At 74.1% G+C, this 25,951-nt stretch carries 23 protein-coding genes and 3 pseudogenes; 16 read left to right on the forward strand and 10 right to left on the reverse strand.

Annotation, left to right across the window (positions count from 1 at the left end; genetic code table 11):
* Nucleotides 1-19 precede the first annotated feature (19 nt).
* Nucleotides 20-547 (forward strand): hypothetical protein, encoded by a 528-nt coding sequence (locus tag KV205_RS07995; protein WP_265863366.1) that lies wholly within the window; start codon nucleotides 20-22, stop codon nucleotides 545-547.
* Between the two features lie 66 nt (nucleotides 548-613).
* On the opposite strand, the gene KV205_RS08000 is transcribed toward KV205_RS07995, so the two are convergent.
* A complete protein-coding gene (locus tag KV205_RS08000; protein ID WP_265863368.1) occupies nucleotides 614-1,114 on the reverse strand; it encodes an NUDIX domain-containing protein in 501 nt (166 codons plus the stop codon).
* 225 nt (nucleotides 1,115-1,339) lie between these two features.
* On the opposite strand from KV205_RS08000, the gene KV205_RS08005 reads away from it, so the two are divergent.
* Entirely contained in the window at nucleotides 1,340-2,251 is a 912-nt protein-coding gene (locus KV205_RS08005) for an ABC transporter ATP-binding protein (protein ID WP_265863370.1), read from the forward strand.
* Nucleotides 2,248-3,078 (forward strand): ABC transporter permease, encoded by an 831-nt coding sequence (locus KV205_RS08010; RefSeq protein WP_265863372.1) that lies wholly within the window; start codon nucleotides 2,248-2,250, stop codon nucleotides 3,076-3,078. The genes KV205_RS08005 and KV205_RS08010 overlap by 4 nt, the downstream gene beginning before the upstream one ends.
* A gap of 3 nt (nucleotides 3,079-3,081) precedes the next feature.
* Here the strand turns inward: KV205_RS08010 and KV205_RS08015 are convergent, their stop codons facing one another.
* Both KV205_RS08015 and KV205_RS08020 read right to left on the reverse strand, forming a co-directional pair.
* Nucleotides 3,082-3,960: a YhjD/YihY/BrkB family envelope integrity protein gene (locus KV205_RS08015; RefSeq protein WP_265863374.1), complete on the reverse strand. Its 879-nt coding sequence runs from the start codon at nucleotides 3,958-3,960 to the stop codon at nucleotides 3,082-3,084.
* A 117-nt stretch (nucleotides 3,961-4,077) separates the two neighbouring features.
* The gene (locus KV205_RS08020) at nucleotides 4,078-4,551 is read right to left on the reverse strand and encodes a helix-turn-helix domain-containing protein (protein WP_265863376.1); all 474 of its coding nucleotides are present in this window, start codon (nucleotides 4,549-4,551) and stop codon (nucleotides 4,078-4,080) included.
* A 120-nt stretch (nucleotides 4,552-4,671) separates the two neighbouring features.
* On the opposite strand from KV205_RS08020, the gene KV205_RS08025 reads away from it, so the two are divergent.
* Nucleotides 4,672-5,160, forward strand: a complete 489-nt coding sequence (locus KV205_RS08025) for a PaaI family thioesterase (RefSeq protein WP_265863377.1) — start codon at nucleotides 4,672-4,674, stop codon at nucleotides 5,158-5,160.
* Nucleotides 5,161-5,205: 45 nt separating this feature from the next.
* On the opposite strand, the gene KV205_RS08030 is transcribed toward KV205_RS08025, so the two are convergent.
* Together KV205_RS08030 and KV205_RS08035 are read right to left on the reverse strand one after the other, a co-directional pair.
* Nucleotides 5,206-5,583: a luciferase family protein gene (locus KV205_RS08030; protein WP_265863378.1), complete on the reverse strand. Its 378-nt coding sequence runs from the start codon at nucleotides 5,581-5,583 to the stop codon at nucleotides 5,206-5,208.
* An 84-nt stretch (nucleotides 5,584-5,667) separates the two neighbouring features.
* Entirely contained in the window at nucleotides 5,668-6,864 is a 1,197-nt protein-coding gene (locus tag KV205_RS08035; RefSeq protein ID WP_265863380.1) for a PP2C family protein-serine/threonine phosphatase, read from the reverse strand.
* A gap of 167 nt (nucleotides 6,865-7,031) precedes the next feature.
* Here KV205_RS08035 and KV205_RS08040 point away from each other — a divergent pair, with 167 nt between their 5' ends.
* From KV205_RS08040 to KV205_RS08060, 5 genes are all read left to right on the forward strand, one after another.
* Entirely contained in the window at nucleotides 7,032-7,901 is an 870-nt protein-coding gene (locus KV205_RS08040; protein WP_265863381.1) for a MoxR family ATPase, read from the forward strand.
* Complete coding sequence (locus tag KV205_RS08045) at nucleotides 7,898-9,316, forward strand: VWA domain-containing protein (RefSeq protein WP_265863383.1); 1,419 nt, start codon at nucleotides 7,898-7,900, stop codon at nucleotides 9,314-9,316. Before KV205_RS08040 ends, KV205_RS08045 begins: the two co-directional genes overlap by 4 nt.
* A gap of 33 nt (nucleotides 9,317-9,349) precedes the next feature.
* Nucleotides 9,350-9,934, forward strand: a complete 585-nt coding sequence (locus tag KV205_RS08050) for a nucleosidase (protein WP_265863385.1) — start codon at nucleotides 9,350-9,352, stop codon at nucleotides 9,932-9,934.
* 393 nt (nucleotides 9,935-10,327) lie between these two features.
* Nucleotides 10,328-11,449: an LLM class flavin-dependent oxidoreductase gene (locus KV205_RS08055; protein WP_265863387.1), complete on the forward strand. Its 1,122-nt coding sequence runs from the start codon at nucleotides 10,328-10,330 to the stop codon at nucleotides 11,447-11,449.
* Entirely contained in the window at nucleotides 11,446-12,813 is a 1,368-nt protein-coding gene (locus tag KV205_RS08060; RefSeq protein ID WP_265863389.1) for an NtaA/DmoA family FMN-dependent monooxygenase, read from the forward strand. The genes KV205_RS08055 and KV205_RS08060 overlap by 4 nt, the downstream gene beginning before the upstream one ends.
* Before the next feature lie 103 nt (nucleotides 12,814-12,916).
* On the opposite strand, the gene KV205_RS08065 is transcribed toward KV205_RS08060, so the two are convergent.
* The 4 genes and pseudogenes from KV205_RS08065 to KV205_RS08080 form a co-directional block, all read right to left on the reverse strand.
* The gene (locus tag KV205_RS08065) at nucleotides 12,917-14,809 is read right to left on the reverse strand and encodes a CocE/NonD family hydrolase (protein ID WP_265863390.1); all 1,893 of its coding nucleotides are present in this window, start codon (nucleotides 14,807-14,809) and stop codon (nucleotides 12,917-12,919) included.
* Between the two features lie 225 nt (nucleotides 14,810-15,034).
* On the reverse strand, nucleotides 15,035-16,180 hold the full coding sequence (locus KV205_RS08070) for a PP2C family protein-serine/threonine phosphatase (RefSeq protein ID WP_265863391.1): 1,146 nt from the start codon (nucleotides 16,178-16,180) through the stop codon (nucleotides 15,035-15,037).
* A gap of 1 nt (nucleotide 16,181) precedes the next feature.
* A complete protein-coding gene (locus tag KV205_RS08075) occupies nucleotides 16,182-17,666 on the reverse strand; it encodes an MFS transporter (RefSeq protein ID WP_265863393.1) in 1,485 nt (494 codons plus the stop codon).
* A 266-nt stretch (nucleotides 17,667-17,932) separates the two neighbouring features.
* Nucleotides 17,933-18,544 (reverse strand): annotated as a pseudogene (locus KV205_RS08080) (TetR/AcrR family transcriptional regulator); the annotation flags it as partial.
* A 336-nt stretch (nucleotides 18,545-18,880) separates the two neighbouring features.
* Between KV205_RS08080 and KV205_RS08085 the strand changes: the two are divergent.
* From KV205_RS08085 to KV205_RS08110, 6 genes and pseudogenes are all read left to right on the forward strand, one after another.
* Entirely contained in the window at nucleotides 18,881-19,468 is a 588-nt protein-coding gene (locus KV205_RS08085) for a TMEM165/GDT1 family protein (protein WP_265863395.1), read from the forward strand.
* Between the two features lie 97 nt (nucleotides 19,469-19,565).
* Nucleotides 19,566-20,183, forward strand: coding sequence for a TetR/AcrR family transcriptional regulator (locus KV205_RS08090; protein ID WP_265863396.1), 618 nt, complete (start codon nucleotides 19,566-19,568; stop codon nucleotides 20,181-20,183).
* Nucleotides 20,167-21,819: an acyl-CoA dehydrogenase family protein gene (locus tag KV205_RS08095; RefSeq protein ID WP_265863397.1), complete on the forward strand. Its 1,653-nt coding sequence runs from the start codon at nucleotides 20,167-20,169 to the stop codon at nucleotides 21,817-21,819. Before KV205_RS08090 ends, KV205_RS08095 begins: the two co-directional genes overlap by 17 nt.
* Before the next feature lie 109 nt (nucleotides 21,820-21,928).
* Nucleotides 21,929-23,278: an amidohydrolase gene (locus tag KV205_RS08100; RefSeq protein WP_265863398.1), complete on the forward strand. Its 1,350-nt coding sequence runs from the start codon at nucleotides 21,929-21,931 to the stop codon at nucleotides 23,276-23,278.
* Nucleotides 23,279-23,388: 110 nt separating this feature from the next.
* On the forward strand, nucleotides 23,389-23,712 hold the full coding sequence (locus KV205_RS08105; RefSeq protein ID WP_265863399.1) for a polyprenyl synthetase: 324 nt from the start codon (nucleotides 23,389-23,391) through the stop codon (nucleotides 23,710-23,712).
* Nucleotides 23,702-24,292 (forward strand): annotated as a pseudogene (locus KV205_RS08110) (polyprenyl synthetase family protein); the annotation flags it as partial. The gene KV205_RS08105 and the pseudogene KV205_RS08110, both read left to right, overlap by 11 nt.
* Nucleotides 24,293-24,386: 94 nt before the next feature.
* On the opposite strand, the pseudogene KV205_RS08115 reads toward KV205_RS08110, so the two are convergent.
* Nucleotides 24,387-24,556, reverse strand: a pseudogene (locus KV205_RS08115) (transposase); the annotation flags it as partial.
* A gap of 70 nt (nucleotides 24,557-24,626) precedes the next feature.
* On the opposite strand from KV205_RS08115, the gene KV205_RS08120 reads away from it, so the two are divergent.
* Nucleotides 24,627-25,904: an RNA-guided endonuclease TnpB family protein gene (locus KV205_RS08120; RefSeq protein ID WP_265863400.1), complete on the forward strand. Its 1,278-nt coding sequence runs from the start codon at nucleotides 24,627-24,629 to the stop codon at nucleotides 25,902-25,904.
* Nucleotides 25,905-25,951 lie beyond the last annotated feature (47 nt).

Raw genomic sequence — 25,951 nt, forward strand, 5'->3', positions numbered from 1 at the left:
GAGAAAACCGGGGGACGTCATGCTTCACCGTCAGAGCCTCGCGGCCGGCGCCGCGGGCATCCTCCTCGCCGCCGGGATCGGTGCCACCACCGTCCCCGCCGGCGCCAGCGCCGCCCCGCCCCGCTCCACGACCCCGCCGGCCACGGCCCAGGTCGTGAACGTGCGCTGGGGCACCCACCCGGCCTTCGACCGGCTCGTCATCGACGTCCGGGGCACACTGCCCCCGGTGAAGGTGACTCCGGTCAAGGTGCTGCGTTACGACGGCTCGGGCCAGCGGGTGCCGCTGCCCGGGAAGTACTTCCTGGAGATCAGACTCTCGCCCGCCGCCGCCCACAACGAGTCCGGACAGTCCGTCTACAAGGGACCCCGGCTCGTGAGACTCTCCCTCCCCGCGCTCAAGGGCGTCGCCCTCACCGGCGACTTCGAGGGCGTGGTCACCGTAGGAGCCGCCTTCTCGGCCAAGCCCTTCTACAAGACCTTCACCCTGCACTCCCCCGAGCGCTTCGTGCTCGACGTCGCCCACCCGGCGCCCGTCTGCGGCCGCTGAAGGGCCACCGGCGGCAGGGCGGCGACCGGTCCGGATCCACGGCCGGCCGCCGCCCCGCCACCCTGTTCAGGACGCGTCCGCGGCCTCCAGATAGATCGTGGTGCCCGCCCGGCGGGCCCGGTCGACGGCGACGAGGCGCCTGAACCCGCGGGGGCTCATCTCCCGCTCCCACTCGTCGAGCGAGCGGACCCGGTACGCGCTGTGCTCGGCCGGGTCGAGGACCACCCCGGCGATCTGCTCGTCGGTCAGCTCACCGCCGTCGAAGATGAAGCCGATGTGGTTGGCCGGCCAGTCCTGGCCGCGGTCGGAGGTGAAATGGGCGCCCAGGAGCCGGGGTTCGCCGGAGAACACCATGCCGGTCTCCTCCCGGCACTCCCGCAGCGCCGTCTCCCACGGGGTCTCCCCCGGGTCCATGTTGCCGCCGGGCCACTGCCACAGCTCGGACGCCTGCGTGGCGCGCAGCTGGAACGGACGTCCGCGGGTGTCGGTGAAGTAGAGGCAGGCGTACGCGGTCGCTCTCGGGAGCGTCGCGATGTACTCGGCGGGCGGCAGCCAGGTGTGCGTCATGAGGGCGGCTCTCTCACGTCGAGGGCGAAAGGATCACCATCCATCCAAGCGGCCCGGCGGGCCCCGGCGGGCCCCGCGCGCGCTCGTCACCGGATCGTGTGATCACCCGGCGGCGCTCCCGGTGCCGTCAGCCCTGAGAGGTACCTCCCGGGAGGACAGCGGGCGGGCCGGATTGTCGTCACCGGTCAGATGTGGCGGACGGCGCCGGAACGGCACCGTGGAGCCATGATCGAAGTCAGGGAGCTCACGAAACGCTACGGTGCGACGACCGCCGTCAACGCGCTTGATTTCACCGTCCGTCCGGGCCGGGTGACCGGTTTCCTCGGGCCGAACGGCGCGGGCAAGAGCACGACGCTGCGGATGATCCTGGGGCTGCACGCCCCGTCCGGCGGTTCGGTCACGGTCGGCGGCGTGCCGTTCCGCGACCGTCCGCGGGGTCTGCGGCACGTCGGCGCGCTGCTCGACGCGGGAGACATGCACGGCGGCCGGACCGCCCGGGCGCATCTGCGCGCGCTCGCCCGCGGCAACCGGATTCCGCTCGCGCGGGTCGACGAGCTCCTGGCGGAGGTGGGCCTCGCCGGTGCGGCGCGGCGCCGGATCGGCGGCTGTTCGCTGGGCATGCGGCAGCGGCTCGGGATCGCGGCGGCGCTGCTCGGCGATCCGCCGGTGCTGCTCTTCGACGAGCCGCTCAACGGGCTCGACCCGGAGGGCGTGAAGTGGGTGCGGGGGCTGTTCCGCAGGCTGGCGGCGGAGGGCCGCACGGTCTTCGTCTCCAGCCATCTGATGAGCGAGATGGAGCACACGGCGGACGAGCTGGTGGTGGTCGGCCGGGGTGAGCTGATCGCGGCGGAGAGCCTCGCGGAGTTCGCGGCGCGCGGTGCCCGGCCGAGCGTCACGGTCGGCACGCCGGATCCCGGCGGGCTGGCCCCGCTGCTGCTCGCCGCGGGTGCCGAGGTGGCGCGGGAGGACGGCGGGCTGCTCACCGTGACGGGCCTGACGGCCGCGCGGATCGGCGAGCTGGCACTCGTACACCGAGTGGCGCTGCATCAGCTGACCACGCGTACGGCCTCCCTGGAGGAGGCGTTCATGGAACTGACCGCCGACAGCGTCGAATACCTCGCGGGAGATGCCCGATGACCGCTCTCGTCCTGCCCGTGTCCGAGCCCCGGGCCCGCTTCCGTGACCTGGTGGCCGCGGAGTGGTGCAAGCTGTGGTCGCTGCGGTCGACCGGCTGGTCGCTGCTGCTCGCCGGACTGGCGGTGGCGGCGTTCAACGTGGGCCAGGCCTGGGACCACCACCGGTACTGGAACGCGTACGACGAGGAGAGCCGGGTCGCGTTCGTCCGGGACGGGATGGCGCTGTGGGACGCGTTCACGGGGAACGCGGTCATGGTGCTGATGCTCGCGACCGCGGGGATCGGGGCGATGGGGATCACCGGCGAGTACAGCAGCGGCTCGATCCGTACGACCTTCGCCGCCGTGCCGGCCCGGCGGTCGGTGATGGGCGCGAAGGTGCTCGTGACGGCGCTGGTGCTCACCGGTTTCGGCGCGGTGGTGGCCCTGGGCTCGTTCTGGGCGACGCAGGCGATCCTCTCGGTGCACGGCGCCGGGCTGCCGATCGGCCATCCCGGGGCGTGGCGGGTCGTGGCCGCGTCCGCCCTGCTCGCGCCGGTGAGCGGGCTTGTGGGCATGGCCCTCGGGACGCTGCTGCGCAACGGCGCGGCGGCGATCGTGGCGAGTGTGGTGGTGCTCCTGCTGCTGCCTGCCGTGACGAGCGAGAGGCGGTACTGGTCGGCGGTGCTCGCGCATCTACAGCCGCGGGTGGCGTGGGAGCGGCTGCTGCAGACCGGGGACTGGCCGGCGCCGTTCCCGTGGACGGCGGGCGGGGCGTGGCTGGTGTACGGCGCGTGGGCGCTGGGTGCCGCGCTGGTCGCGGTGTGCGCGGTGCACCACCGGGACCAGTGAGGGTCAGCCGGCGGGTGGCGGCGTCGGGGGCCTGCGGCGGAGGCGGCGCAGGACCAGTCCCTCGTGGACGAGGCGTCCGACCAGGGCGCCTCCGTACACGACGAAGCCGACGCCGACGAGCCAGGACTGCAGGACGAGGACGGTGCCGAACTGGCCGTAGGTGACGGCATTCGAGGCGATGAGGGGCGAGAACACCAGCTGGGAGAAGACGCGCAGGCCGAGCAGGCCGAGGGCGGTGAGGACGGCGCCGGGGACGAGGGCGCGCCAGCGGATCCGGCCGCAGAGCAGGAAGCGCTGCGACCACCAGAAGAAGAGGAAGCTGCCGGCGACGTCGCCGACGGCGACCAGGGCGGTGACGGCGGCCGGGGAGCTCTCGGGAGCGGGGTTGGCGACGAAGAGGAGCAGCGCGGCGACGAGGACGGCGAGCCAGACGACGTGGCGCCACATGGTGTGCCAGCGGGCGGTGGGGAGGTTCCAGATGCGTTCGTAGCCGGTCTGAACGGCGGATCCGAAGGTGACGCCGAAGGCCGCGAGGGCGGCGAGGCCGAAGGCGGTGGTGCGCTGGAGGGCCTGTCCGGGCTGGCCGAAGAGCTGTTCGACCTCCTCCTGGGAGACCTCGGAGACGCCGAGGCCCTGGATGAGCCAGCGGGCGAAGCCCTGGCCGCTGGCGAGGTCGGCGGCGGCCACCACGATGAGCAGGGGGACGAGGGTGAGCAGGCTGAGGGCGGCGAACCCCATGGCGCGGTGCATGAGTTCCACCTCGCGGCCGCGGTACCAGACGAGTCCGGCCGGTGAGGCGAGGACCCGGTCGTGGAGCCGGTGGAACCAGTGGCCGTGCTCGGCGGGCGGACCGTCGTGGGGAGCACCGGAAGTGGGGGGCATGCCTCGTCGAGTACCCCGCCGGCCGGCCGAACCCGTCCGGCATGCGGCCGAACGGGTGCAGCGGGACCGGGGAGGGTCACTGCGGGCCCGGGAGGGTTCGCGGTCGGCCGGTGAGTTTCAGTGCGGGAGGGGGCGGGCGGCGGGGCCTGGGCGGACGGTCACGTCGAAGGGGGTGAGCGGGGCGTGCTCCTCGCCGGTGCAGACGACCTCGACGCGGACGGGTGAGCCGCAGTCGGCGTGGCGGATGTCGAGGGGGGTGCCGTCGGGGTCCGCCGCGTGGGTGTCGCCCCACTGCTTGAGGGCGAGCAGCACGGGCCACAGGTCGCGGCCGCGGGCGGTGAGCCGGTACTGGGAGCGGGTCCGGGCGCCGGGTTCGCGGTAGGGCTCGACGCGCAGGATCCCGGCGGCGACGAGTTTGCGGAGCCGGTCGGCGAGGACGGCCTCGGAGAGTCCGAGGTGGCGGCGGAAGTCCTCGTAGCGGCGCACCCCGTTGAAGGCGTCGCGCAGGATGAGCAGGGACCACTTCTCGCCGACCAGGTCGAGCGCGCGGCGGACCGGGCAGTTCTCGGTGTCGATCTCCAGCCACTCCATCGTCACACTCTAGCCAGCTGGCTTCTCCGTTGACAGTCAGCCGCCCCGGCATCTAGCTTCGATCTTCGAAGCCAGTAGTGGGGAACGCGGGCACACGGCCCCGACGGAGGGACATCGGTGATGGAGCGGACACGGACGGTGCGATGGCACGACGCGGCGGCCACCGCCGAGGCCGCCGGCACGATGGCGGGCCTGGACTTCCTGCACGAGATGATCGCCGGACGGCTGCCGGGTCCGCCGATCGGAGCGCTGCTCGGCTTCTCCCTCGAGGAGGTCGAGCACGGCCGGGCGGTGTTCTCGTTCGCGCCCGGCGAGGAGCACTACAACCCGATCGGGAGCGTGCACGGCGGGGTCTGCGCAACCCTGCTCGACTCGGCCGCGGGCTGCGCGGTGCACACCACGCTGCCTCGGGGCACGGCGTACACCTCGCTGGACCTGTCGACGCGATTCCTGCGCCCGATCACCCTGGACACCGGCAAGGTGCGGGCGATCGGCACGGTGATCAGCCAGGGCCGGCGCACGGCGCTCGCCGAGGCGGGTCTGTACGACGACCGGGACCGGCTCCTCGCCCACGCGACCAGCACCTGCATGCTGTTCCCGGTGGGCTGAGCCGGGGAGCCGTTCAGTCGTTGAGCCGCTCGGCCGCTCGGCCGTTCAGGAGCAGACGAACGGGCGGCCGGTACGGGTGCAGTGGTCGGGAGCCGGGTCGCCCGCCGGGTAGGGGGCGCCGGTGGCCTGGAGGGCGGCGCTCACCAGGGTGGCGAGCAGATCGATGTCCGAGCCGGCGTCCAGACGGACCGTCACCCAGCCGGATCCGGCGCGGAGTCGTAGCGCGCTGGAGCCGAGCAGGGCGGGGCGCAGCCGGGCGATCATGGCGCGGGTGAGATGGACGTCGGCCTCGTGCTCTCCGTGGAAGTGCACGATCTCCTGGGTGGCGGTGCGGAGTCCGAGTTCGGCGCCGCAGGGCGCGCGGTCGGCGATCAGCGAGGGCCAGCTCATCAGGCGTTCACTGGCGTGCCTGGCTGTGTTCATACGAGGAGCGTGCCGCGCCGGACGGGACGACACAAGCGTCCGACGGAAACAATTCGGCCAGGGTGTGAAACCCGTCGACTCGCCTCAACTCGTGGGGCGTTCGCGGCAGCGCGCGGCGAGCATGGCGACGTCGTCCTCGGCGGTGTGCGCGTCGAGCCGGCGCAGCACTTCGTCGACCACTTCCTCGGGCCCTGAGCCCGGGGGGAGGCGCAGCGCGGCGAGGCGGGCGAGGGAGACATCAATGTCCTCGCCGCGCCGTTCGACCAGGCCGTCGGTGAACGACAGCAGGGTGTCGGCCGGGGCGAGGGTGCGGACGGCGGGTTCGTAGCCGCCGAATCCGGTGCCGAGCGGCGGGCCGACCGGCAGGTCGACGAGTTCGGCGGAGCCGTCGGCGGCGAAGACGACCGGCGGGAGGTGGCCGGCGCTGGCGAAGGTGGCGGTGGAGCGGGCCGGGTCGACCTGGATCAGCAGACAGGTGGCCGGCCGCCGGCCCGCGTCCTCGGCGACCACGGCGTCCAGCTGGCGCAGCACCCGGTGCGGCGGCAGGTCGGTGGCGGCGACCTCGCGCAGGGCGCTGCGGTAGGCGTTCATGTCCACGGCGGCGTCGAGGCCGTGGCCCATGACGTCGCCGACGACGAGCAGACTGCGCCCGAAGTGGAGCCGTACGGTCTCGAACCAGTCGCCGCCGACCAGGGTGCGGGCGCCGGCGGGCAGATAGCGGCCGGCGATCTCCAGGTTGGGATGCGGGCGGCCGGGTTCGGCGACCAGGGCGCGCTGCAGGTGCAGCGCGGTGGCCTCGGTGGCGGCGAGCCGGCGCGCGTGCCCGAGGTGGACGGCGGCGAGCCGGGCGGCGTGGGCGGCCACGGCGGCCTCGTGCGCGCCGAACCCGCCGGCCGCCCTGGCCACCCGTACCCGCCCGAGCTCCGTCCCGTCGGGTGCGAGCAGCGGTACGGCGAGTACCGAGGCCCCGTCCGGGTCGGCGCGGTCGAGCAGGGCGGTCTTTCCGGCGGAGGCGGCGGGGCCGGGCGGGGAGACAGGGGTAGGGGTGTCCGGGGCCGCCGGGCGGAGCCCACCGGAGGGGCCCGCGTCCACCGGCCGGAGCTCGACGGCGGCGGCGTCGGCCACCCGGCGCACCAGGAAGTCGGCGAGCTCGGCGCAGACGGTCCGTTCGTCGAGCCGGGTGCCTATCTCGGTGGCGGCGTGCTCCAGGGCGTCGAGACGGGCGAGGACGGCCTCGTACTCCCCCTCCGGCGGGGGCCGCTCCCCAGCTCGTCCGGACACCGCACCTCCACACCCGTTCGCCTTCCCCCATTCCATCAGCGCCCCGCCCGCGCCGCGCGCGGCACCCCCGGCGATCCGATCCGCCCGGAGGGGCGTGACCGGCGGCATACCGGCCGGTAGGCTGCTTCTACTGGTGGGTAACCCAAGGGAACTCCGGGGGAACAGCAATGACGACCGGGTACTTCCGTTCCGTCGACGACGTCGCCGAGCGCCTCGCCGCGACCGGCTATCTGGCCTCTCCGGCCGTCGCGACCACGGTCTTCCTCGCCGACCGGCTCGGCAAGCCCCTGCTCGTCGAGGGCCCGGCCGGCGTCGGCAAGACGGAGCTGGCGAAGGCGGTCGCCGCCGTCACCGGGGCGCGCCTGGTCCGGCTGCAGTGCTACGAGGGCGTGGACGAGGCCCGCGCGCTCTACGAGTGGAACCACGCCAAGCAGCTGCTGCGGATCACCGCGGGCCGCGACGAGAGCTGGGACGACGCCCGCACGGACATCTTCGGCGAGGAGTTCCTGCTGTCCCGCCCGCTGCTCATCGCCATCCGCTCCGACGAGCCGACCGTGCTGCTCGTCGACGAGACCGACAAGGCCGACGTCGAGATCGAGGGGCTGCTCCTGGAGGTGCTCAGCGACTTCCAGGTGACCGTGCCCGAGCTCGGCACCATCACCGCCACCCGCCGCCCCTTCGTCGTGCTCACCTCCAACGCCAGCCGTGAGCTCTCCGAGGCGCTGCGCCGCCGCTGTCTCTTCCTCCACATCGACTTCCCCGAGGCGGACCTGGAGCGCCGGATCGTCCGCGCCAAGGTGCCGGGCCTCGACGAGGCCCTGGTCGCCTCGGTGGTACGGGTGGTCGGCGCGCTGCGCGCGATGGACCTGCGCAAGGCGCCGTCCGTGGCGGAGACCGTCGACTGGGCCCGTACCCTGCTCGCGCTCGGCGCGGACACCCTCTCGGAGGACGTCGTCCGCGGCAGCCTCGGCGTGATCCTCAAGCACCAGGAGGACATCCGGAAGGCGGCGGCGAAGCTCGACCTGGACACGCTGTGACCGCCCGCCCCGAGCCCGCCGCCCCGCCCGCCCCCGCCGCCCCCGCCACTCCTGGCGACCGGGTCACCGGCCTCGTACGGGCGCTGCGGGCGCACGGCTTCGGCATCGGCACGGGCGAGACCGTGGACGCCGCCGAGGCGCTCGCCGCGGTCGGCTTCGACGACCGCGAGCGGATGCGGGAGGCGCTGGCCGCGACGCTGCTGCACGGGGCGGGGCAGCGGCGGGTGTTCGACCGGGTCTTCGACCTGTACTTCCCGCTCGTCGAAGGGCGGGAGGAAGACGCCCGGGAGCGGGGCGCGCCCTCCGGTCCCGACGTGGCCGGGCTCCGCGAGCGGCTCGCCGCCGCGCTCGCCGCGGGCGACGACGCCGCGCTGAACCTGCTGGCCGGCGAGGCGGTGGGGGCGCTCGGCGGCTTCGGTGCCACGCCGGGCTCGGACGGCTGGTCCTCGTACCAGACGCTGTCCCGGCTGCGCCCCGAGACGCTGCTGGCACGGATCCGGGCGACGCTCCGGGGCGGCGGCGACGCCGAGCCGGAGTTCTCCGACCGGCTGGCCGACGACGAGATCCGGCGGCGCATCGAGGACTTCCGGGAGCGGGTGCGGACCGAGGCACGGCGCCGGGTGGCCCTGCGGCAGGGCCGGGACCGGGTGGCCCGGCGGGCGGTCGAGGCGACCCCGGACCGGATCGACTTCCTGCTCGCCGGCCGCGACCAGCTCGACGAGCTGCGGCGTACCGTGCGGCCGCTGGCCCGCAAGCTGGCCACCCGGCTCGCCGCCCGCCGGCGCAGGGCGGCGCGCGGCGAGATCGATCTGCGGCGCACCCTGCGCCGTTCGCTGTCCACCGGCGGTGTGCCGGTGCGGCCCGTGCTGCGCCGGCGACGCCCGGGGCGGCCCGAGCTGGTGCTGCTGTGCGACGTGTCCGGCTCGGTGGCCGGATTCGCCCACTTCACGATGCTGCTCGTGCAGGCGCTGCACGACCAGTTCAGCCGGGTGCGGGTGTTCGCGTTCGTCAACCGGGTCGACGAGGTGACCGACCTGGTGGCCCGGGGCCGGGCCGACCCGGCCGGGCTCGGCGAGCGGATCCTCGCCGAGGCGACGCTGACCGGCTGGCACGGGCAGAGCGACTACGGGACGGCCCTCGGCGAGTTCGCCGAGCGGTACGTCGACGTGCTCGGCCCCCGGAGCGTGGTGTTCGTCCTCGGCGACGCCCGCACCAACCGCAGCGACCCGAACCTCCCGGCCCTGCGGCTCATCGCGGACCGGGCCCGCCGGGTGTACTGGCTCAACCCGGAGCAGCCGGCGCTGTGGTCGACCGGCGACTCCGTGGCGCACGCCTACGCGGAGCTGGTCGAGATGCGTGCCTGCCGCAACGCGGCGCAGCTCGCCGAGATCGTCGGACGGCTCCTTCCGGTCTGAGCCGATCGGGCGACAGCGGGTAGCGTGACCTGCATGGAACTCATGGGTGAGATCACCGCCGGCCGTCCCCTGCTCGTCCTCGCGGTCAAGGAGGAGGCGCAGCACCTCGACACCGACCTGCCGGTGCTGCTCACCGGCATGGGCAAGGTCAACGCGGCCACGGCGCTCGCCTCCGTCCTCGGGCGCGGCACCCGCCCCTCCGAGATCGTCAACCTCGGCACGGCGGGCGCGCTGCGCCCCGGCTGGACCGGCACCCATGTCGTCGGCACGGTCATCCAGCACGACTTCGACGGCGAGCTCCTCGCGACCCTCACCGGCGAGACCTACGGCGCGCCGATCACCCTGCCCGCGGGCGGTGACGTGGTGCTCGCCACCGGCGACGCCTTCATCGCGGACGAGCCGGCCCGCGAACGCCTCGCCCTGCGCGCCGCCCTGGTCGACATGGAGGGCTACGCCCTGGCCTCGGCCGCCGCCCTCGCCGGAGTCCCGCTGCGCCTGGTGAAGCACGTCAGCGACGAGGCCGGCGAGGGCGCCGCCCGCAGCTGGCGCGACTCGGTCGCCGCATGCGCCCGCGCCCTCGCCGACTGGGCCGAGTCCAACACCCCGTACCGGGGCTGAGGCCGCGGTTGCGGTACGGGCAGGGGCCAGCGGCCCCGCCCCCCGTACCCCCAACACGTCCTCGGCCGCCTGCCGTTGGGCTCCCTTGACAGGCCGTCATCGCGCCTGCCTAAGCTGAGGCATTCCCTTCCGGGTCCGTGGAGGTCTCCCGTGTACGCACCGCTCGCCGCGCAGCGTCGTGGTCGTCGGGGCGTGCGGGTGGGGGCGCGGCTGAGCTGCCGGCGGCATGTCGACTTCTGCCGTACGGCGTCCGCGATCTGTCCTTCCGTGCACCGCTGATCCCCGGCCCGCCCCAGCGCGTCCGCTGACACGCCGCACCTTCGTGCCCCCGTGTCCTCGTGGCGCCGAGGCGTCGGGCCGCCCTGCCGTGCCCCGCCCTTCGGAAGGACTTCGATGTCTCACCCCACCCTCCATCTGGCCGTCGAGATCGACGGCGACGGTGCGCATCCGGCCGCCTGGCGCCGGGCCGCGCACGAGCCCGGTGAGCTGCTCACCCCGCGGCGGGTCGCCCGGGTCGCGGCCGTGGCCGAGAACGCCGGCTTCACCCTGGTCACGCTGGACGACGGCATCCTGCCGCCCGGTTCGGCCGGGGCCGCCGGGCCCGCGGGCCGGATCGGGTCTGTGGAGCGGGCCGCGTACATCGCCGCGAGCACGAGCGTGCTCGGGGTGGCGCCGGTCGTCGCGACCACGTATGCCGAGCCGTTCCATGTGTCCACCCGGATCGCCTCGCTGGACCATGTCTCGGTGGGCCGGGCGGGCTGGGTGGTCGGTGTGGAGGAGGGGCCCGAGGCGGCCCGGGCCTGGGGACGGCCGCCGGTCGAGGGCGTGGCGGCGCTGCGCCGCGAGGCGGTCGACGGGCTGACGGTGGCCCGTGATCTGTGGGACTCGTGGGAGGACGACGCCGTCGTGCGCTCGGTCGCCACGAGCCGCTATCTGGACGGCGGGCGGCTGCACTACGTCGACTTCGCCGGGGAGACGTACAGCGTGAAGGGCCCGGCGATCGTGCCGCGTCCGCCGCAGGGCAGGCCCGTGGTCCTGGCCCCGGCGGGGCTGGTCCCGCCGGAGCTGGTGGACGTCGCGCTGGTCGACGGCCACTCCCCCGCGCTGCTCGGCAGGGCGGCGGCCGCCTCGGGTGCGCCGCTGGCCTTCGCCGAGCTGGAGGTGGCGCTCGACACCCCGCGCGAGACCGCCGCCGAGCGGATCGCCGACCTGGAGCGGTACGCGTCCTGGGACACGGCGCCGGGGCGGCCGCCGGGGCGGCTTCGCTACACCGGTCCGGCCGCCGGCCTGGTCGAGCTCCTGGAGGAGTTGAGCGGTCTGGTCGACGGGGTGCGGCTGCGTCCGCTGGTGCTCGACGAGGAGCTGTCGGTGCTGTCCCGGCTGGTGCTGCCCGAGCTGTTCGTCCGGCGCGTCGCCGCGCGCCCGCTGCCGGGCACCACCCTCCGTACCACCCTCGGGCTCCCCCGCCCGGAGAGCCGCTTCGCCACCACCATCACGCGGGAGGGGAACCGATGACCGCCACCGACCCGTACGACGTCCCCCGCCCCGACGCCCGGCTGCACTTCGGGGTGTTCTTCCAGGGCGTCAACCACTGGACGGTCTGGTCGCACCCGGAGAGCGGCTCGCAGATCGATCCGGCGTCCTTCCGCAAGGTCGCGCAGACGGCGGAGCGCGGACTGTTCGACGCCTTCTTCCTCGGGGACGGGCTGCGGCTGCGCGAGACCGGCGGCGCGGTCCACGAGCTGGACGTGGCGGGGCGGCCCGACGCGCTGGTGCAGTTGTCCGCGCTCGCCGCCGTCACCCGGCACATCGGTCTGGTCGCCACCGCCAACACCACCTTCAACGAGCCGGGCGACCTGGCCCGCCGTCTGGCCGGCCTCGACCTGCTGTCCGGGGGCCGGGCCGGCTGGAACGTGGTGACCACCGACAACGCCTGGACCGGCGCCAACTTCCGGCGCGGCGGCTTCCTCGACCACGCGGACCGCTACCGGCGCGCCGAGGAGTTCCTCGGCCTCGCCCGCGCGATCTGGAACGGCTGGGCCGACGGCGTCGTGGCGGCCTCGGCCGACGCCCGGTCCTGGGCGGTGCCGGGCGGGATCGGGCGGGTGCGCGCCGCCGGCGCGCAGTTCGACGTCGACCTGGCGCCGACCGTGCCGCGCTCCCGACAGGGGCATCCGGTGATCTTCCAGGCGGGCGACTCGCCGGACGGCCGGGACTTCGCGGCCCGCCACGCGGATGTCGTCTTCTCCGCGCACGGTCACGAGTTCGACGACGCGCTGGCCTTCGCCGAGGACATCCGGCGCCGACTGCGGGCCGCCGGGCGGGCGGAGGACGCACTGCGCATCCTGCCGGGGACCGAGATCGTCATCGGCGCGACGGAGAAGGAGGCGGAGGAGAAGGCGCGCTGGATCCGCCTGGAGCAGGTGACTCCGGCGACCGCGCTCGCCATCGCGGGCCGGGTGTGGAACCGGGATCTGTCCAACCAAGACGCGGACGGTCCGCTGCCCGCCGAGGACCCGGTGGTCGTGGAGAACACCGGGGCGTTCGGCTCGGTGCGGATCGCGGATCCGCGCGCGCTGGCCGCCGAGTGGCGGGCGAAGGCGGAGGCCAACGGCTGGTCGCTGCGCGAGACGGTGATCGAGCTGGGTCCGCAGCGGAGCCATGTGGGCACGCCGTCCGGACTCGCGGACCGGTTCACGCACTTCGCGCGGCACGGGGCGGTCGACGGCTTCAACATCACGCCGTCGCTGGTCCCGGACGGTCTGGACGACATCGTCGACCTGCTCGTGCCCGAGCTGCAGGAGCGCGGGGCCTACCGGACGGCGTACACGGGGACGACGCTGCGCGAGCACCTGGGTCTGGGGCCGGCACGGGCCTGACCCGGCAGCGCCGGAGGGGGCCCGCGCGATCCGCCCGGGCCCCCTCCGCGTACCCGGCCCCCTCCGCGTGCCCGGCCCCCTCCGCGTGACCGAACGCCGCCGCTCAGCCCAGCGGCAGCGCGAGCACCGCCGGGGCGTCCTCGGACGCGCCGACGGTGGTCTGGGTCCAGACCGCGGCGACCTCCTCGGACACGTCCGCGTACAGCGGGTCCTTGCTGTCGATCACCAGCATCAGCCGGTGGCCCTCGGGGATGTCGTACGCGGCGGCCTGGAGCCGCCAGGAGACCCGCCGCTGCTGTCCCGGCGTCAGATCCCGTACGTTCAGCGGCTCATGGGTGACGATCCGGCCGAGGCCTTCCTCGTCCACGTCGAGGAGGTGGGCGACGAGGGTCGCCGCGGGGGCCGTGGAGCGTACGGTCAGGCTCAGCTCCGGGATCCCGCGCACCCGGCGGGCGACGCCGGTCTCCATCGCGCCCCCGGCCCCGTCCCCGGATGCGGCCCCGACCCCGGTCAGCGGCTCCGTCGTCCAGACCAGCGCGTGGATGCGGTCGATCTTCCGGGTGTCGTAGACCTTGGGATTGCCGGCCCACTCCGCCTTCCCGGTCTCCATGATCTTGTCCATGGCGGTGGCCTCGGTGTCGACGCCCGCGATGAAGGACCGCTCCCAGACGGGCGGTTCCGCTCCCCCGCCCGGCACGAGACCGCCGTCGGCGCCGCCCGCGCCGCCGGCCGTCAGGGCGAGCAGCTCGGTGCCCGTCGTGACCTCGGACCAGTCGGCCCGGTCCTCGCGCCGCGCCGGTTCCACGATCTCGTTCTCGCCGGTCGGCCGTCCGGTCTCGGGGTCGCGCACCGGGACGGTGCGGTAGGTGAACATGACCTGGTTGCTGACGGCGGCCCAGTCCTCCACACCGTTGCGCTCGCCCCTGAGGTGGTGGTCGAGCCACGCGTACGCCTCGCGCATCGGGATGTTGACGTCGCCGGGCTCGGCGGGCGGGGCGATCAGCCCGCTGCCCTCGGGCACGGCGTGGTCACCGATCCACATGTTGAGCCGCTTGGGCACGGTCAGCGCGTCGAAGGTCTCCAGGACCTGGTTGGCCGCGAACAGGCCCTCGTGCCAGGTGTTCGAGATGAAGGTCGGCGTCCCCTTCTCGTTGGTCTCGGCGAGGTACGACCAGGGCGCGCGCTCCGTGCCCCACGCGACGACCTCCGCCATGTCCACGCCCGCGTCGAACGTCGCCAGGATCTCCCGGGTCGGCTCGTCGAACTTCTCCTCGACCCGGCCGCCGGTCAGCCGCAGGAGCGCGGCGACGGCCGCGGTGTGGCGCACCCCGTTGGCGTACAGGCAGGTGGCGAGGTTGCCCCAGGTGCTGAGGGCGGCCACGGCCTGGACCCGCTCGTCGTGGGCGGCGACCAGCTGGCTGATGCCGGAGCCGTACGACTCGCCCAGGAATCCGATGGCGCTCGGGCCGAAGTGCTCGACGGCGTGGTCGACGACCGCCGAGCCGTCGGCCCGGTCGTTCGGCCCGGCGACGTCGATGAAGCCGGGCGAGGTGGAGGGCAGGCCCTTGAGGCCGAGGCCGCGGGGGGTGTAGGCGACGACGTGGTAGCCCTTGGCGGCCAGGGTGAGGTACGCGTACATGAAGAGCGCCCAGCCGAGCGGCTGCCAGCCGGCGGGCATGACGACCAGCGGGTGCGGGCCGGGGGCGGTCTGCCGGAGGGTGAAGGCGGAGAGCCGGAGGCCGTCGTGGGTCTCGATGCGCGGGAAGCCCGGCAGGGCGAGGCCGCGCACCCGGGCGACCAGATCGGCGAGGGCGTCGGGGAGGAGCTCCGCCCGGGTCTCGTCCTCCAGGGCGGCGGCCAGGGTCTGCCCGAGGCGGGCGGCGTCGGGGTCGAGCCGCCCGTCGGCGGCCCACATGCCGCGCGCGGCGACCCGGGCGAGGTCGGCCTCGGTGACGGCCTCGCTGATGAACGAGCTGAAGGTGGTCTCGTCGGGCACGTGCACCCGTTCCTCTCGTCTGGTCCGGCGATACGTGCGCCGGCGGCCCGCGGCGGAGACATGGGAGGTGCCCGTGTGACGACGGGCCGCCGGCGCACGGTCAGCAAGCCTGGCCCATTGCGGACAGATCCACCAGAGAGCGCATGAAGGGCGCGTGAGACACCCAACCGGGGCAGGAGCGACACCGGCTGCCCGGTTTCGCACGTTTGAAATGCCCCGGGCCCGTTACGGCAGGGCTTCGGGTGCGGTGGGCGCGGACACGGCGGCCGGTTCCGGCGGGCGTACGAGGAGCAGCGCGGCCACGTCGTCGTCGAGGCCGGCCACGCCGTAGTCGGTGAGGTCCTGGTGGAGCAGCGACAGGACCTGGTCGGCGGGCTCGTCGGTCCAGCCGCCGAGACGGGCGCGCAGCGGATAGAACTCGCCCGCCCGGTCGCGGGTCTCGCTCACCCCGTCGGTGAACAGCAGCAGCCGGTCGCCGGGCCCGAAGGGGACCTCCTCGACGACATGCCGCGAGGCGTACAGACCGGCGAGGTTGAGGGGCAGCGACGGGTCGGTGAAGGCCACCGGACGGACCCGCCCGGCGTGCTGGAGCAGCGGGGCGGGGTGGCCGCAGCTGACAAGCCGGACGACGTCGCTGTCGTCGGGGAGTTCGAGGAGCAGGACGGTGGCGAAGCGTTCGGCGGCGTCGGAGTCGGGATCCCAGGCGCCGTACTGCTGCAGGCCCGTTTCGAGGCGGTCGGCGAGGGCGGCCAGGTCGGGCGCGTCGGTGACGGAGGCGCGGTAGGAGCCGAGCAGCACGGAGGCGGTCTCGACGGCGCCGAGGCCCTTGCCCTGGACGTCGCCGAGCATGACGCGGACGCCGCCGGGGACCCGTACGGCCTCGTAGAAGTCGCCGCCGATACGGGCCTTGGCGGCGGCCGAGACGTAGAGGAGGTGGAGTTCGACCCGGCCGAGGCGCGGGGGCAGCGGGCGCAGCAGCACCCGCTGGACCACTTCGGCGACGGCGGTCACCTCGCTCAGGTCGCGCTCGTAGCGGGTGCGGACCTGGCTCACCCAGACGGACGCGGCGATGACGGCGGCCAGGACGAGCTCGGCGGAGACGGTGTCGGTGGCCGGATCGCCCTGGACCACGGCCAGGACGAGCCGGAGCACCATGGCGAGGATTCCGACGACGAGGGTGCCGCGTACGTTCCACGTGATGGCGGCCAGCGCCGGACCGATCACGAGCAGGCGGTCGAAGTGCTGCGTCTCGGCGGTGATCAGGTCGGCGACGACGACCAGGACGAGGGCCAGGAAGGGCAGCGCGAGACCGAGGTTGAACTGGGTGCGCGTCCCCGTCGTGCCGGGAAGGCGGTGACCACCGGAGGGCATCTCATGATCGTACGTTCGGGGCGGCGGCGGAGCCCGTTGTGGCGGCCCCGCTGGCGTGTCCGGCGGGCTCGCCGGCGTCTCCGGCGGGCTCACCCGCGGCCCGGGCGGCTCCCGGCAGGGCGAGGGCGGCGGGGACGGCGAGCGCGGCGGCCGCGGCCAGCGCGGGCAGGGCGGTGCCCGACGGCAGGAGCACGCTCGCGAGGGCGACACCGAGGACGGGGCCGGTGTTCATCGCGGTCTGCTGGAGCCCGCCGGCCACCCCGGCGTGTGCCTCGGCGGCCCGGTGCACGACCACGGAGGTGGCCGTCACCATCACGGCCCCGAATCCGGCGCCGATCAGGGCCGCGCAGCCGCCGGTGGCGAGCGCGGAGCCGGTGACCTCGGGCCGGGCGAGCAGCAGCACCCCGGCGGCGAGGAGCCCGGCCCCGGTGGTGGCGGTGCGCCGCGCCCCGTACCGCTTGGCGAGGACGGCGCTGACCGGCGCGCCGACGATCATCAGGAGGGCGAGCGGCACCATCCGCAGGGCGGTCGGCAGCGGTCCGAGGCCGAGGGTGTCCTGGAAGAGGTACGTGGCGGTGAACAGCGTCCCGGAGAGCGCGGCCGACACCGCGAGCAGCGCCCCGAGCCCGGCGGCGACCGGTCCCCGCCGCAGCATCCCGGGCGGCACCAGCGGCTCCGGCACGCGCCGCTCGTGGCGGACGAAGGCGATGCCGGCCGTGGCGGCGACGGCGAGCGCGGGCAGGGCGCCGGCGGCGGGCCCGTGGACGAGCCCCTGGACGAGGGCGGCGAGCGCGAGGCCGAGCAGGGCGGCGCCGGGCAGGTCGAGGGCGCGGAGGGCGGCGAGGACGGGACGGGACGGGCCCACCGGGGCCGCCGGGGGCGGGGTGCCGCGCTTGAGGCGCGCCTCCTGGCTTCGCCGGCCCGGCGCGGCCTCCTCGTACGGCACCGCGAGGCAGAGCAGGGCGATGGCGAGGGTCGGCGGAACGCCGAGCAGGAACACCGCGCGCCAGCCGTACGCGTCGACCAGCGCACCGCCGATCAGCGGGCCGGCCGCCGCGGCGAGTCCGATGACGCTGGTGCGCACGGCGACCGGCATGCCGAGCCGGTCGGGCGGATAGACGGCACGCAGCATGCCGAGGGTGGCGGGCTGCAGCAGCGCGCCCGCCACGCCCTGGAGGACGCGCAGGGCGACGACCCAGCCGATGCCGGGCGCGGCGGCGATGCCGGCGGAGGCGCCGGCGAAGCCGAGACAGCCGATGACGAAGAGCCGGCGGTGCCCGTAGCGGTCGCCGAGCCGCCCGGCGAAGACCAGCAGGCTCGCCACGGCGACCAGATAACCGGTGCTGGTCCACTGCACCTGGCCGGTGTCCGCGCCGAGGTCGCGCTGCAGCACGGGCTGGGCGATCGTCAGGACCGTCCCGTCGAGGGCGACGACGCCGGCGCCTATGACGCTGCAGGCGAGGGCGACGGGCCGGCGCGGGCTCATCGGGCACCCCCGGCCGGGGCGGCGGACGCGGACGGTCCGGACGGTCCGGACGGTCCGGACGGTCCGGACGGTCCAGACGGTCCGGTGGATCCGGCGGATCCAGCCGGGCCGGCGGCTGCGGCCGATCCGGCAGGTCCGCACAGTCCGGCGGACGCGGCTGGTCCGGCGGACACGGTCGATCCGGCCGATCCAGACGGTCCCGACGGTCCGGCAGGTCCAGACGATCCAGACGGTCCGGCAGACGCGGCCGATCCAGCCGCCCCGGCCGCCCGCCCGAGGTGGGCGTCCAGCGCGGCGGCGAGCAGCGGTGCCGGGTCCTCCGCGCCGGTGGCGAGGCGCAGGCTGCCCCAGCGCCACAGCTGGGCGATGCCGTGCAGGTTGGCCCACAGGGCGCCGGTGGCGGCGACCGGGTCGGCGGTGTCCGGGCGGGTGGCGGCGACCAGGTCGGTGAGGTGGGCGAAGAGCGGGAGGCTGAGGTCGCGCAGGCCGAGCCGGCCGCTCTCCAGGAGGTCGTGCCGGAACATCAGCTCGTACATCCCGCCCCGCTCCCGGACGAAGTCCAGGTAGCAGCGGGCGAGCGCCTCGATGCGGGCGCGCGGCGCGCCCGCCGGGTCGTCCGCCGCCGTCACACGCGCGCCCAGTTCGGCGAAGCCCTCGCGGGCGATGGCGGAGAGCAGGTCGAGGTGGGTGGGGAAGTGACGGCGGGGCGCGCCGTGGGAGACCCCGGCGCGGCGGGCGATCTCCCGGAGGGTGAGCGCCTGGACGCCCTCGGCGTCGACAAGCGCGACGCCGGTGCGGACGAGTCGGTCGCGCAGGGTCTCCTCGGGGGCGGCGTCGGATGCGCCTTCCGGGCGGTGGTGTGGTGCGTCTGCGGGCATGGGGTCTGTCTATCCGATCTTCGTAGACACTGTCTACTTCCCTGCGGGCAGCCTGGTCGACAGCGTCCACGAAGCCGAAACACGAGGTCGGATACACTGGTGGGCAGCGAAGGGGAGTAGCCCTGCGAACCGGTCGTCGACACACTGGAGCCCCCGGGTTCCCGGTGACCGGGTCCGCGTGAACAGCGCGGACGGGCGAGACCTTCGGCCAGGCAGTACGCCGCGTCCGCATTCCGTGGGCGTGGTTCGTCATGCCGGGCCGAGTGGTCCTCCCGTCGCCCGCCGAGGCGCCGTGTCGGTCCCGGGCCCGGTCCCGAGCAGAGAGCCTCTCCGGTTATGCATCTCGACCCCTTGGCGATCGTCACCGCCTTCGGGCTGATCTTCCTCGCCGAGCTCCCCGACAAGACGATGTTCGCGTCCCTCGCGATGGGCACGCGGATGCGTCCGCTGTACGTCTGGTTCGGCACCTCGTCCGCGTTCATCGTGCACGTGGCCATCGCCGTCGGCGCCGGCAGCCTCATCGGGCTGCTGCCCGGCTGGACCGTCAAGCTGGTCTCGGCCCTCCTGTTCGGCTTCGGCGCCTTCATGCTGCTGCGCGGCGGCGGGGACGACGACAACGAGGACGAGGCGGGCGGCAGGACGGTCACCGGCTTCTGGCCGGTCTACTCGACCGCCTTCATGGCCGTGTTCATCAGCGAGTGGGGCGACCTGACCCAGATCACCACCGCCAACCTCGCCGCCACCAACGGCACCTGGTCCACCGCGATCGGCTCCGCCGCCGCCCTGATGACCGTCTCGGCGCTCGCCCTGATCGCCGGCCGGTTCATCGCCAAGCGGGTCCCGCTGAAGACGGTGCAGCGGATCGGCGGCATCTGCATGGCCGGACTCGCCCTGTGGTCGTTCGTGGAGATCTTCACCGGCTGACCCCGTGGCCGGGCCGGGCCGCCCATCCCTCGCCCCCTCCCGCGGAGGTGCGGCGCGGACCCTTGCTGAAGCTATGAATCACTGCTTCACTTCTTGCATGGTCTACCGCCGCACGCCCGCCGTCCAGGCCCGTCTCGACGCACAGCGCACCGCCGTCGTCGAGGCGGGCCTCGGTCTGCTCGCCGAACACGGCTACGCCGGCTGCACCGTGGCCGCCGTCGCCGCGCGGGCGGGCATCGCCACCGGCAGCGTGTACCGCCACTTCCCCAGCAAGGCCGAGCTGTCCGTCGAGCTGTTCCGGACCGTCGTGGAGCGCGAGGTCGCCGCGGTCACCGAGGCCGCCGCGCTCAGCGCCCACCGGACGGCCGCCGACCGGGTCGTGGCGGTCATCGAGACCTTCGCGCGCCGCGCCCTCAAGGCGCCGCGCCTCGCCTACGCGCTGCTCGCCGAGCCGGTCGACCCGGCCGTCGACGCCGAACGCCTGGTCTTCCGGCGCGCGTTCCGCGACGTCTTCGCCGAACGGATCACGGCCGGCGTACGGGCGGGCGAACTGCCGCCCCAGGACGCCGTCCTGACCGCCTCCGCGCTCGTCGGCGCGGGCGCGGAGGCGCTGATCGGCCCCCTGACGGGCGGGGCCCCCGGGCCCGGCACCGTCCCCGCACTGGTCACCTTCACCCTGCGAGCCCTGGGAGTTCCCGATGCCGACCACGCATGAGGTCACCAACCAAGTTCCGCCGCTCACCGGTTACGACGTCGCCGGCGACCCGGCGCTCCTGGAGGCGCTGCGCCGCGAGGGCGCCGGCTGGGCGGAGGACGAGGTGCGCGAGCTCGGCCGGCTCGCCGGTGACGCCCGGGCCCAGGAGTGGGGGCGGCTCGCCGAGCGCCACCCCCCCGTGCTGCGCACCCACGACCGCTACGGGCACCGGATCGACGAGGTCGAGTTCCACCCGTACTGGCACGAGCTGATGACGACGGCCGTCCGGCACGGCCTGCACGCGGCGCCGTGGGCCGACGAGCGGCCCGGCGCGCACGTGGCCCGCGCCGCGAAGGTGTTCGTCTGGGGCCAGGCCGACGCGGGGCATCTGTGCCCGGTCTCCATGACGTACGCCGCGGTGCCCGCGCTGCGCGCCGAGCCGGAGCTCGCCGCCGTGTACGAGCCGCTGCTGACCTCCACGACGTACGACTTCGGCCTGCGGGTGCCGACGGAGAAGCGCGGGATCATCGCCGGAATGTCGATGACCGAGAAGCAGGGCGGCTCGGACGTGCGCGCCAACACGACCTGGGCGGTGCCGACCGGCGAGCCCGGGACGTACGCGCTGACCGGGCACAAGTGGTTCACCTCGGCGCCGATGTCGGACGTCTTCCTCACCCTCGCGCAGGCGCCCGGCGGTCTGTCCTGCTTCCTGGTGCCGCGGGTGCTTCCGGACGGCTCGCGCAACCCGATCCGGCTGCAGCGGCTCAAGGACAAGCTGGGCAACCGGTCGAACGCCTCCAGCGAGATCGAGTACGAGGGCGCGCTCGGCCGGCTCGTCGGCGAGGAGGGCCGCGGGGTCGCCACCATCATCCGGATGGTGAACATGACCCGGCTGGACTGCGCGATCAGCTCGGCGTCCGGGATGCGGCTCGGTCTGGTGCAGGCGGTGCACCACGCCACCCACCGCAGCGCGTTCGGCGCCCGGCTCGTCGAGCAGCCGCTGATGACCAATGTGCTCGCCGACCTGGCGGTCGAGGCCGAGGCCGCGACCCTCGCCGCGCTGCGGCTCGCGGGCGCGGTGGACCGGGCGGCCGCCGGTGACGCGCAGGAGGACCAGCTGCGCCGGCTCGGGCTCGCCGTCACCAAGTACTGGGTGTGCAAGCGGGCCCCCGTCCACGCGGCCGAGGCGCTGGAGTGCCTGGGCGGCAACGGCTATGTGGAGGACTCCGACCTGCCCCGGCTCTACCGCGAGTCGCCGCTGCCGTCCATCTGGGAGGGCTCGGGCAACGTGGCCGCGCTCGACGTGCTGCGCGCGATGGCCAAGCAGCCCGCCGCCGTGGAGGCCTTCTTCGCCGAGGTGGAACTCGCGGCCGGCGCCGACCGGCGGCTGGACGCGGCGGTCGCCCGGCTCCGCAAGGACCTGGCCGGCCTGGGCGACCCGACGGCCCTGCAGTTCCGTGCCCGCCGCCTGGTCGAGCACCTCGCCCTCGTGCTGCAGGGCTCGCTGCTCGTCCGGCACGGGCACCCGGCGGTCGCCGACGCCTTCTGCGCCTCGCGTCTGGACGGCGACTGGGGCATCGCCTTCGGCACCCTGCCGCACGGCGTGGACACGGCCGCGATCCTGGAGCGCGCGGCGCCGGTGTTCCCGGGCGTCTGACCCGGAGCGTGCGCCGTACGGCCGTCCTCGCCACGAGGGCGGCCGCGGCGTGCCAGGCTGGGCGCGAGCGGGACGTCCGTCCCTGGAACCGAGCCCTACGGAGGCCCTGGTGAGCACGGACCCGACGGCGGAAGCCACGACGGAACCGACGACGGAACCGACGCACGACGAGATCCGCGGCGCGCTCGACCGGGCGGCGGAGGCGGCGGCCGGGCAGGTCGTCGCCTGGCGCCACCACCTGCACCGCAATCCGGAGCTGTCCAACCGCGAGGAGAAGACAGCGGCCCTGGTCGCCGGCCATCTGCGGTCGCTCGGCCTGGACGAGGTGCGCACCGGGATCGCGGGCCACGGGGTGGTGGGGGTGCTGCGCGGCGGCCGGCCGGGGGCCCGGACGGTCGCGCTGCGCGCGGACATCGACGCCCTGCCCGTGAAGGACCTGTGCGGCGCCGACTTCGCGTCGGAGACGGTCGACGCGGACTATCCGGGCGGCCCGTTCCCGGTCTCGCACGCCTGCGGGCACGACTGCCACACGGCGATGCTGATGGGCGCCGCGAGCGTGCTCGCCGGGGTGCGCGAACGGCTGCCCGGCACCGTCCTGTTCGTGTTCCAGCCGGCCGAGGAGGGCCCGCCGGTCGACGAGGACGGCGGGGCGCGGGCGATGCTGGCGGCGGGCGCGTTCGCCGACCCGGTGCCGAGCATGGTGTTCGGCCTGCACGTCACGCCGTATCCCAAGGGGTACGTGGGCTACCGGATCGGCAACCAGTACGCCGCGTCGACGCTGGTGCGGATCGTCGTCACCGGGCACCAGACGCACGGCTCCACGCCCTGGCAGGGCATCGACCCGATGCCGGCGGCGGGCGGGATCCTCACCGGAATCGGCCAGATCTACCGTCAGGTCTCCGCGTTCGACCCGGTGACGGTGAGCATCGGGCACGTGGAGGACGTCGGCCGGTTCAACATCATCGGCCAGACGGTCACCCTGTGGGGCACCGTGCGCTGCGCGGTGGAGTCGGACATGGCCGAGGTGCAGCGGCGGCTCGCCGTGCTCGCCGAGCACACGGCCGCCGCGTACGGGGCGATGGCCGCCGTCGACTTCCTGCAGCCGGTGCCGCCGGTGCACAACTCGGCCGCGTGGGTGGCGGCGGGCCTGCCGACGCTGCGCCGGGTGGTGGGCGAGGAGCGGGTGGTGGAGACCGGGGGCACCCTCGGCTACGACGACGTGTCCGAGTTCGTGAACCGCTTCGGCGGCCTCTATGTGATGCTCGGCGTGCAGGACGCCACCCTCGACGAGGCGGGCCGACCGGTGCCGGTCCCCGGCGGCCGGGGCCTGGTCACCAACCACAACCCGCGCTTCTACGCGGACGACGACACCCTGGTGACCGGGGTGCGGCTGCACGCGCACATGGCGTACGCGCATCTGACCGGCGTGCTGACCGTCGACTCCGCCGACGTGGCGTGATCCGATGTGACCTGATCCGTTTCACCCGTTGGTGAGTTTCCCGTACGGACCACTGAACGCGCCCCCACCCTGGTGCGCGACCACGGCGGATCACGGAGAACGGGAACGGTGTGACACGGGAGAGCGGCAGGGACGAGCAGGCGGTGCTGCTGGTGGCGGGGCTCGCGGACCTGGCGGCGAGCACGCTGGGTTCGGCCCTGGGGACGGTACGGGGGCTGCTCAGGCGCTCCGACACGGCGCAGCTGGTCGAGGACGCCGAGCAGGACCTGCGGGCGCGCGGGCGGCTCGCCCTCGACCGGTACGCGGCGGTGCCGCCGGCGCATCTGGAGGTGCTGGCCCAGCACGTCCTGAGCCGGCGCGGAGCGGAGACGAGCGCGGACACGGGTACGGACAGGGCTACGGCTACGGCTGCGGTTCCGGGCGATGACGACTGAGGCCTGGGAGGCGGGTGCCTTCCGGGCCCGGATCGACGAGGTGCTGCACCGTTTCGTGGCCGAGGAGGCCGATCTCCTGGTGGACGTCGATGCCTCGCTCGGGCCGGTCGCCGCCGAGCTGGAGGCGGCGGTCGCGCACGGCAAGCGGCTGCGGGCGGCGTTCTGCTACTGGGGCTGGCGCGGCGCCGGGCAGCCGGACAGCGAGGCGCTGCTGCGCGCGGCGGCGTCCATGGAGCTGGTGCACGCGGCGGCCGTGGTGCACGACGACCTGATCGACGACAGCCCGCTGCGGCACGGGCGGCCCACCGCGCACCGGGCGCTGCGCGCGGCCGTGCCGCACCATCCGCGGGGCGGCGCCGCCGCCCGGTCGCTCGCGATGCTGGTCGGGGACCTGCTGATGTCCCTGGCCGGGCAGCTGTTCGTGACCAGCGGGCTGCCCGCCGCGTACCTGTCGCGGGCCCGGCCGCTGTGGGCGGCCCTGGCGCGGGACCTGGTCGCGGGCGAGTGTCTGGAGATCCTGCGCACGGGCGCGGCTCCCGACACCGCCGCCTCGCTCAAGGTGGTCCGCTACCGGGTCTCATCGCAGTGCACGGGGTTCTAGCCCGGTGATGAAGCGATTTTGAGAAGTGCTCTGCCCTGTGCTGTGCGCATGGGTCTGCGCTGTTGACCTTGGCTCAGACGGGTCGGTTCTGCTGCTCGATGTATTGCTTCACGACCCACAGTGGAGCCCCGCCGGGAACTCCTGGCGGAGCCTGCGCGAGCTGACACCCTTGAGCGAGTTGACCAGCCTGGACAGGGCCACCTTAGGTGGGCAGTTCACCAGCAGGTGGACGTGGTTGTTCTCAAGGCACAGTGACGACCAGTACGGATGTTCTGATGCTCAGCCATAAACCAATCGCAGTAGCGTGATCGGCATGCAGTTGAGGTACAGCTTCCGCCTGTACCCGAACGGTCCTCAGCGCACTGCGCTGGCCCGGGCGTTCGGGTGTGCCCGCGTCGTGTTCAACGACGCGTTGCGCGCTCGTGAGACCGCCCGCGCCGCCGGTGAGCCGTTCCCGAAGACCGGGGACCTGTCCAAGCTTCTGATCACCGAGGCGAAGAAGACCGACGAGCGCGCCTGGCTCGGAGAGGTCTCCGCCGTCGTCCTGCAACAGTCTCTGCGGGACCTGGATACGGCGTACCGGAACTTCTTCGACGGGCTGAAGGGCAAGCGCCCGCGTACGGGCGCGCCTCGGTTCAGGTCCCGTAAGGACAACCGGCAGGCCGTGCGGTTCACCGCGAACGCCCGCTGGAAGATCACCATCGGCGGAGACCTGTCGTTGCCGAAGATCGGCGATGTGCGGGTGAAGTGGTCCCGAAACCTGCCCTCGGTTCCCTCCGCGGTGACCGTGATCAAGGACGCCGCCGGCAGGTACTTCGCGTCCTTCGTCGTCGAGACCTACCCGGAGGTGCTGCCCAAGACCGAGTCCGTCGTCGGTATCGACCTCGGTCTTGGACACTTCGCAGTCCTCTCCGACAGCACGAAGATCGACGCCCCGCGCTTCCTGCGCCGGGCGGAGAAGAAGCTCAGGCGCGAACAGAGGCGCCTGAGCCGCAAGGCCATGGGATCGCAGAACAGGGACAAGGCCCGCATCAAGGTCGCCCGCGCTCACGCGCAGGTCGCCGACGCACGCCGCGAGTTCCACCACCAGCTCTCCACACGGATCATTCGCGAGAACCAAGCGGTGGCCGTGGAGAGCCTGGCGGTCAAGGGACTTGCCCGTACACGCCTGGCCAAGTCCGTCCACGACGCCGGATGGTCCGCGTTCGTCGCGATGCTGGAGTACAAGGCCGCTAAGTACGGCCGCGTGTTCCACCGCATCGGGCGGTTCGAGCCAACCTCACAGGTCTGCTGCGTGTGCGGCGTCAAGGACGAGCCCAAACCCCTCCACGTCCGCATCTGGGAATGCGGGGCGTGCGGATCCGTCCTCGATCGCGACATCAACGCGGCGGTCAACGTCGCCAAGGCCGCCGGACTGGCGGTGTCAGCCTGTCGAGCGCAGGTAAGACCGGTACCCGTACCGGCACAGCGCGGTGAAGCAGGAACCCACCGAGAGGGTCAGATGACCGTGGCAGGAATCCCCGCCCGTAGGGCGGGGAGCGGAAGTCAAAAGACCGCCAAGTACACGGTGCGGTGGAGCAGCCGCTGCTGATCGGCGGCACGCTCGCGGGGGCGGCGGCGCGGCTGAGCAAGGGCTAC

The organism is Streptomyces sp. SKN60 (assembly GCF_026236535.1).
Taxonomy (GTDB): domain Bacteria; phylum Actinomycetota; class Actinomycetes; order Streptomycetales; family Streptomycetaceae; genus Streptomyces.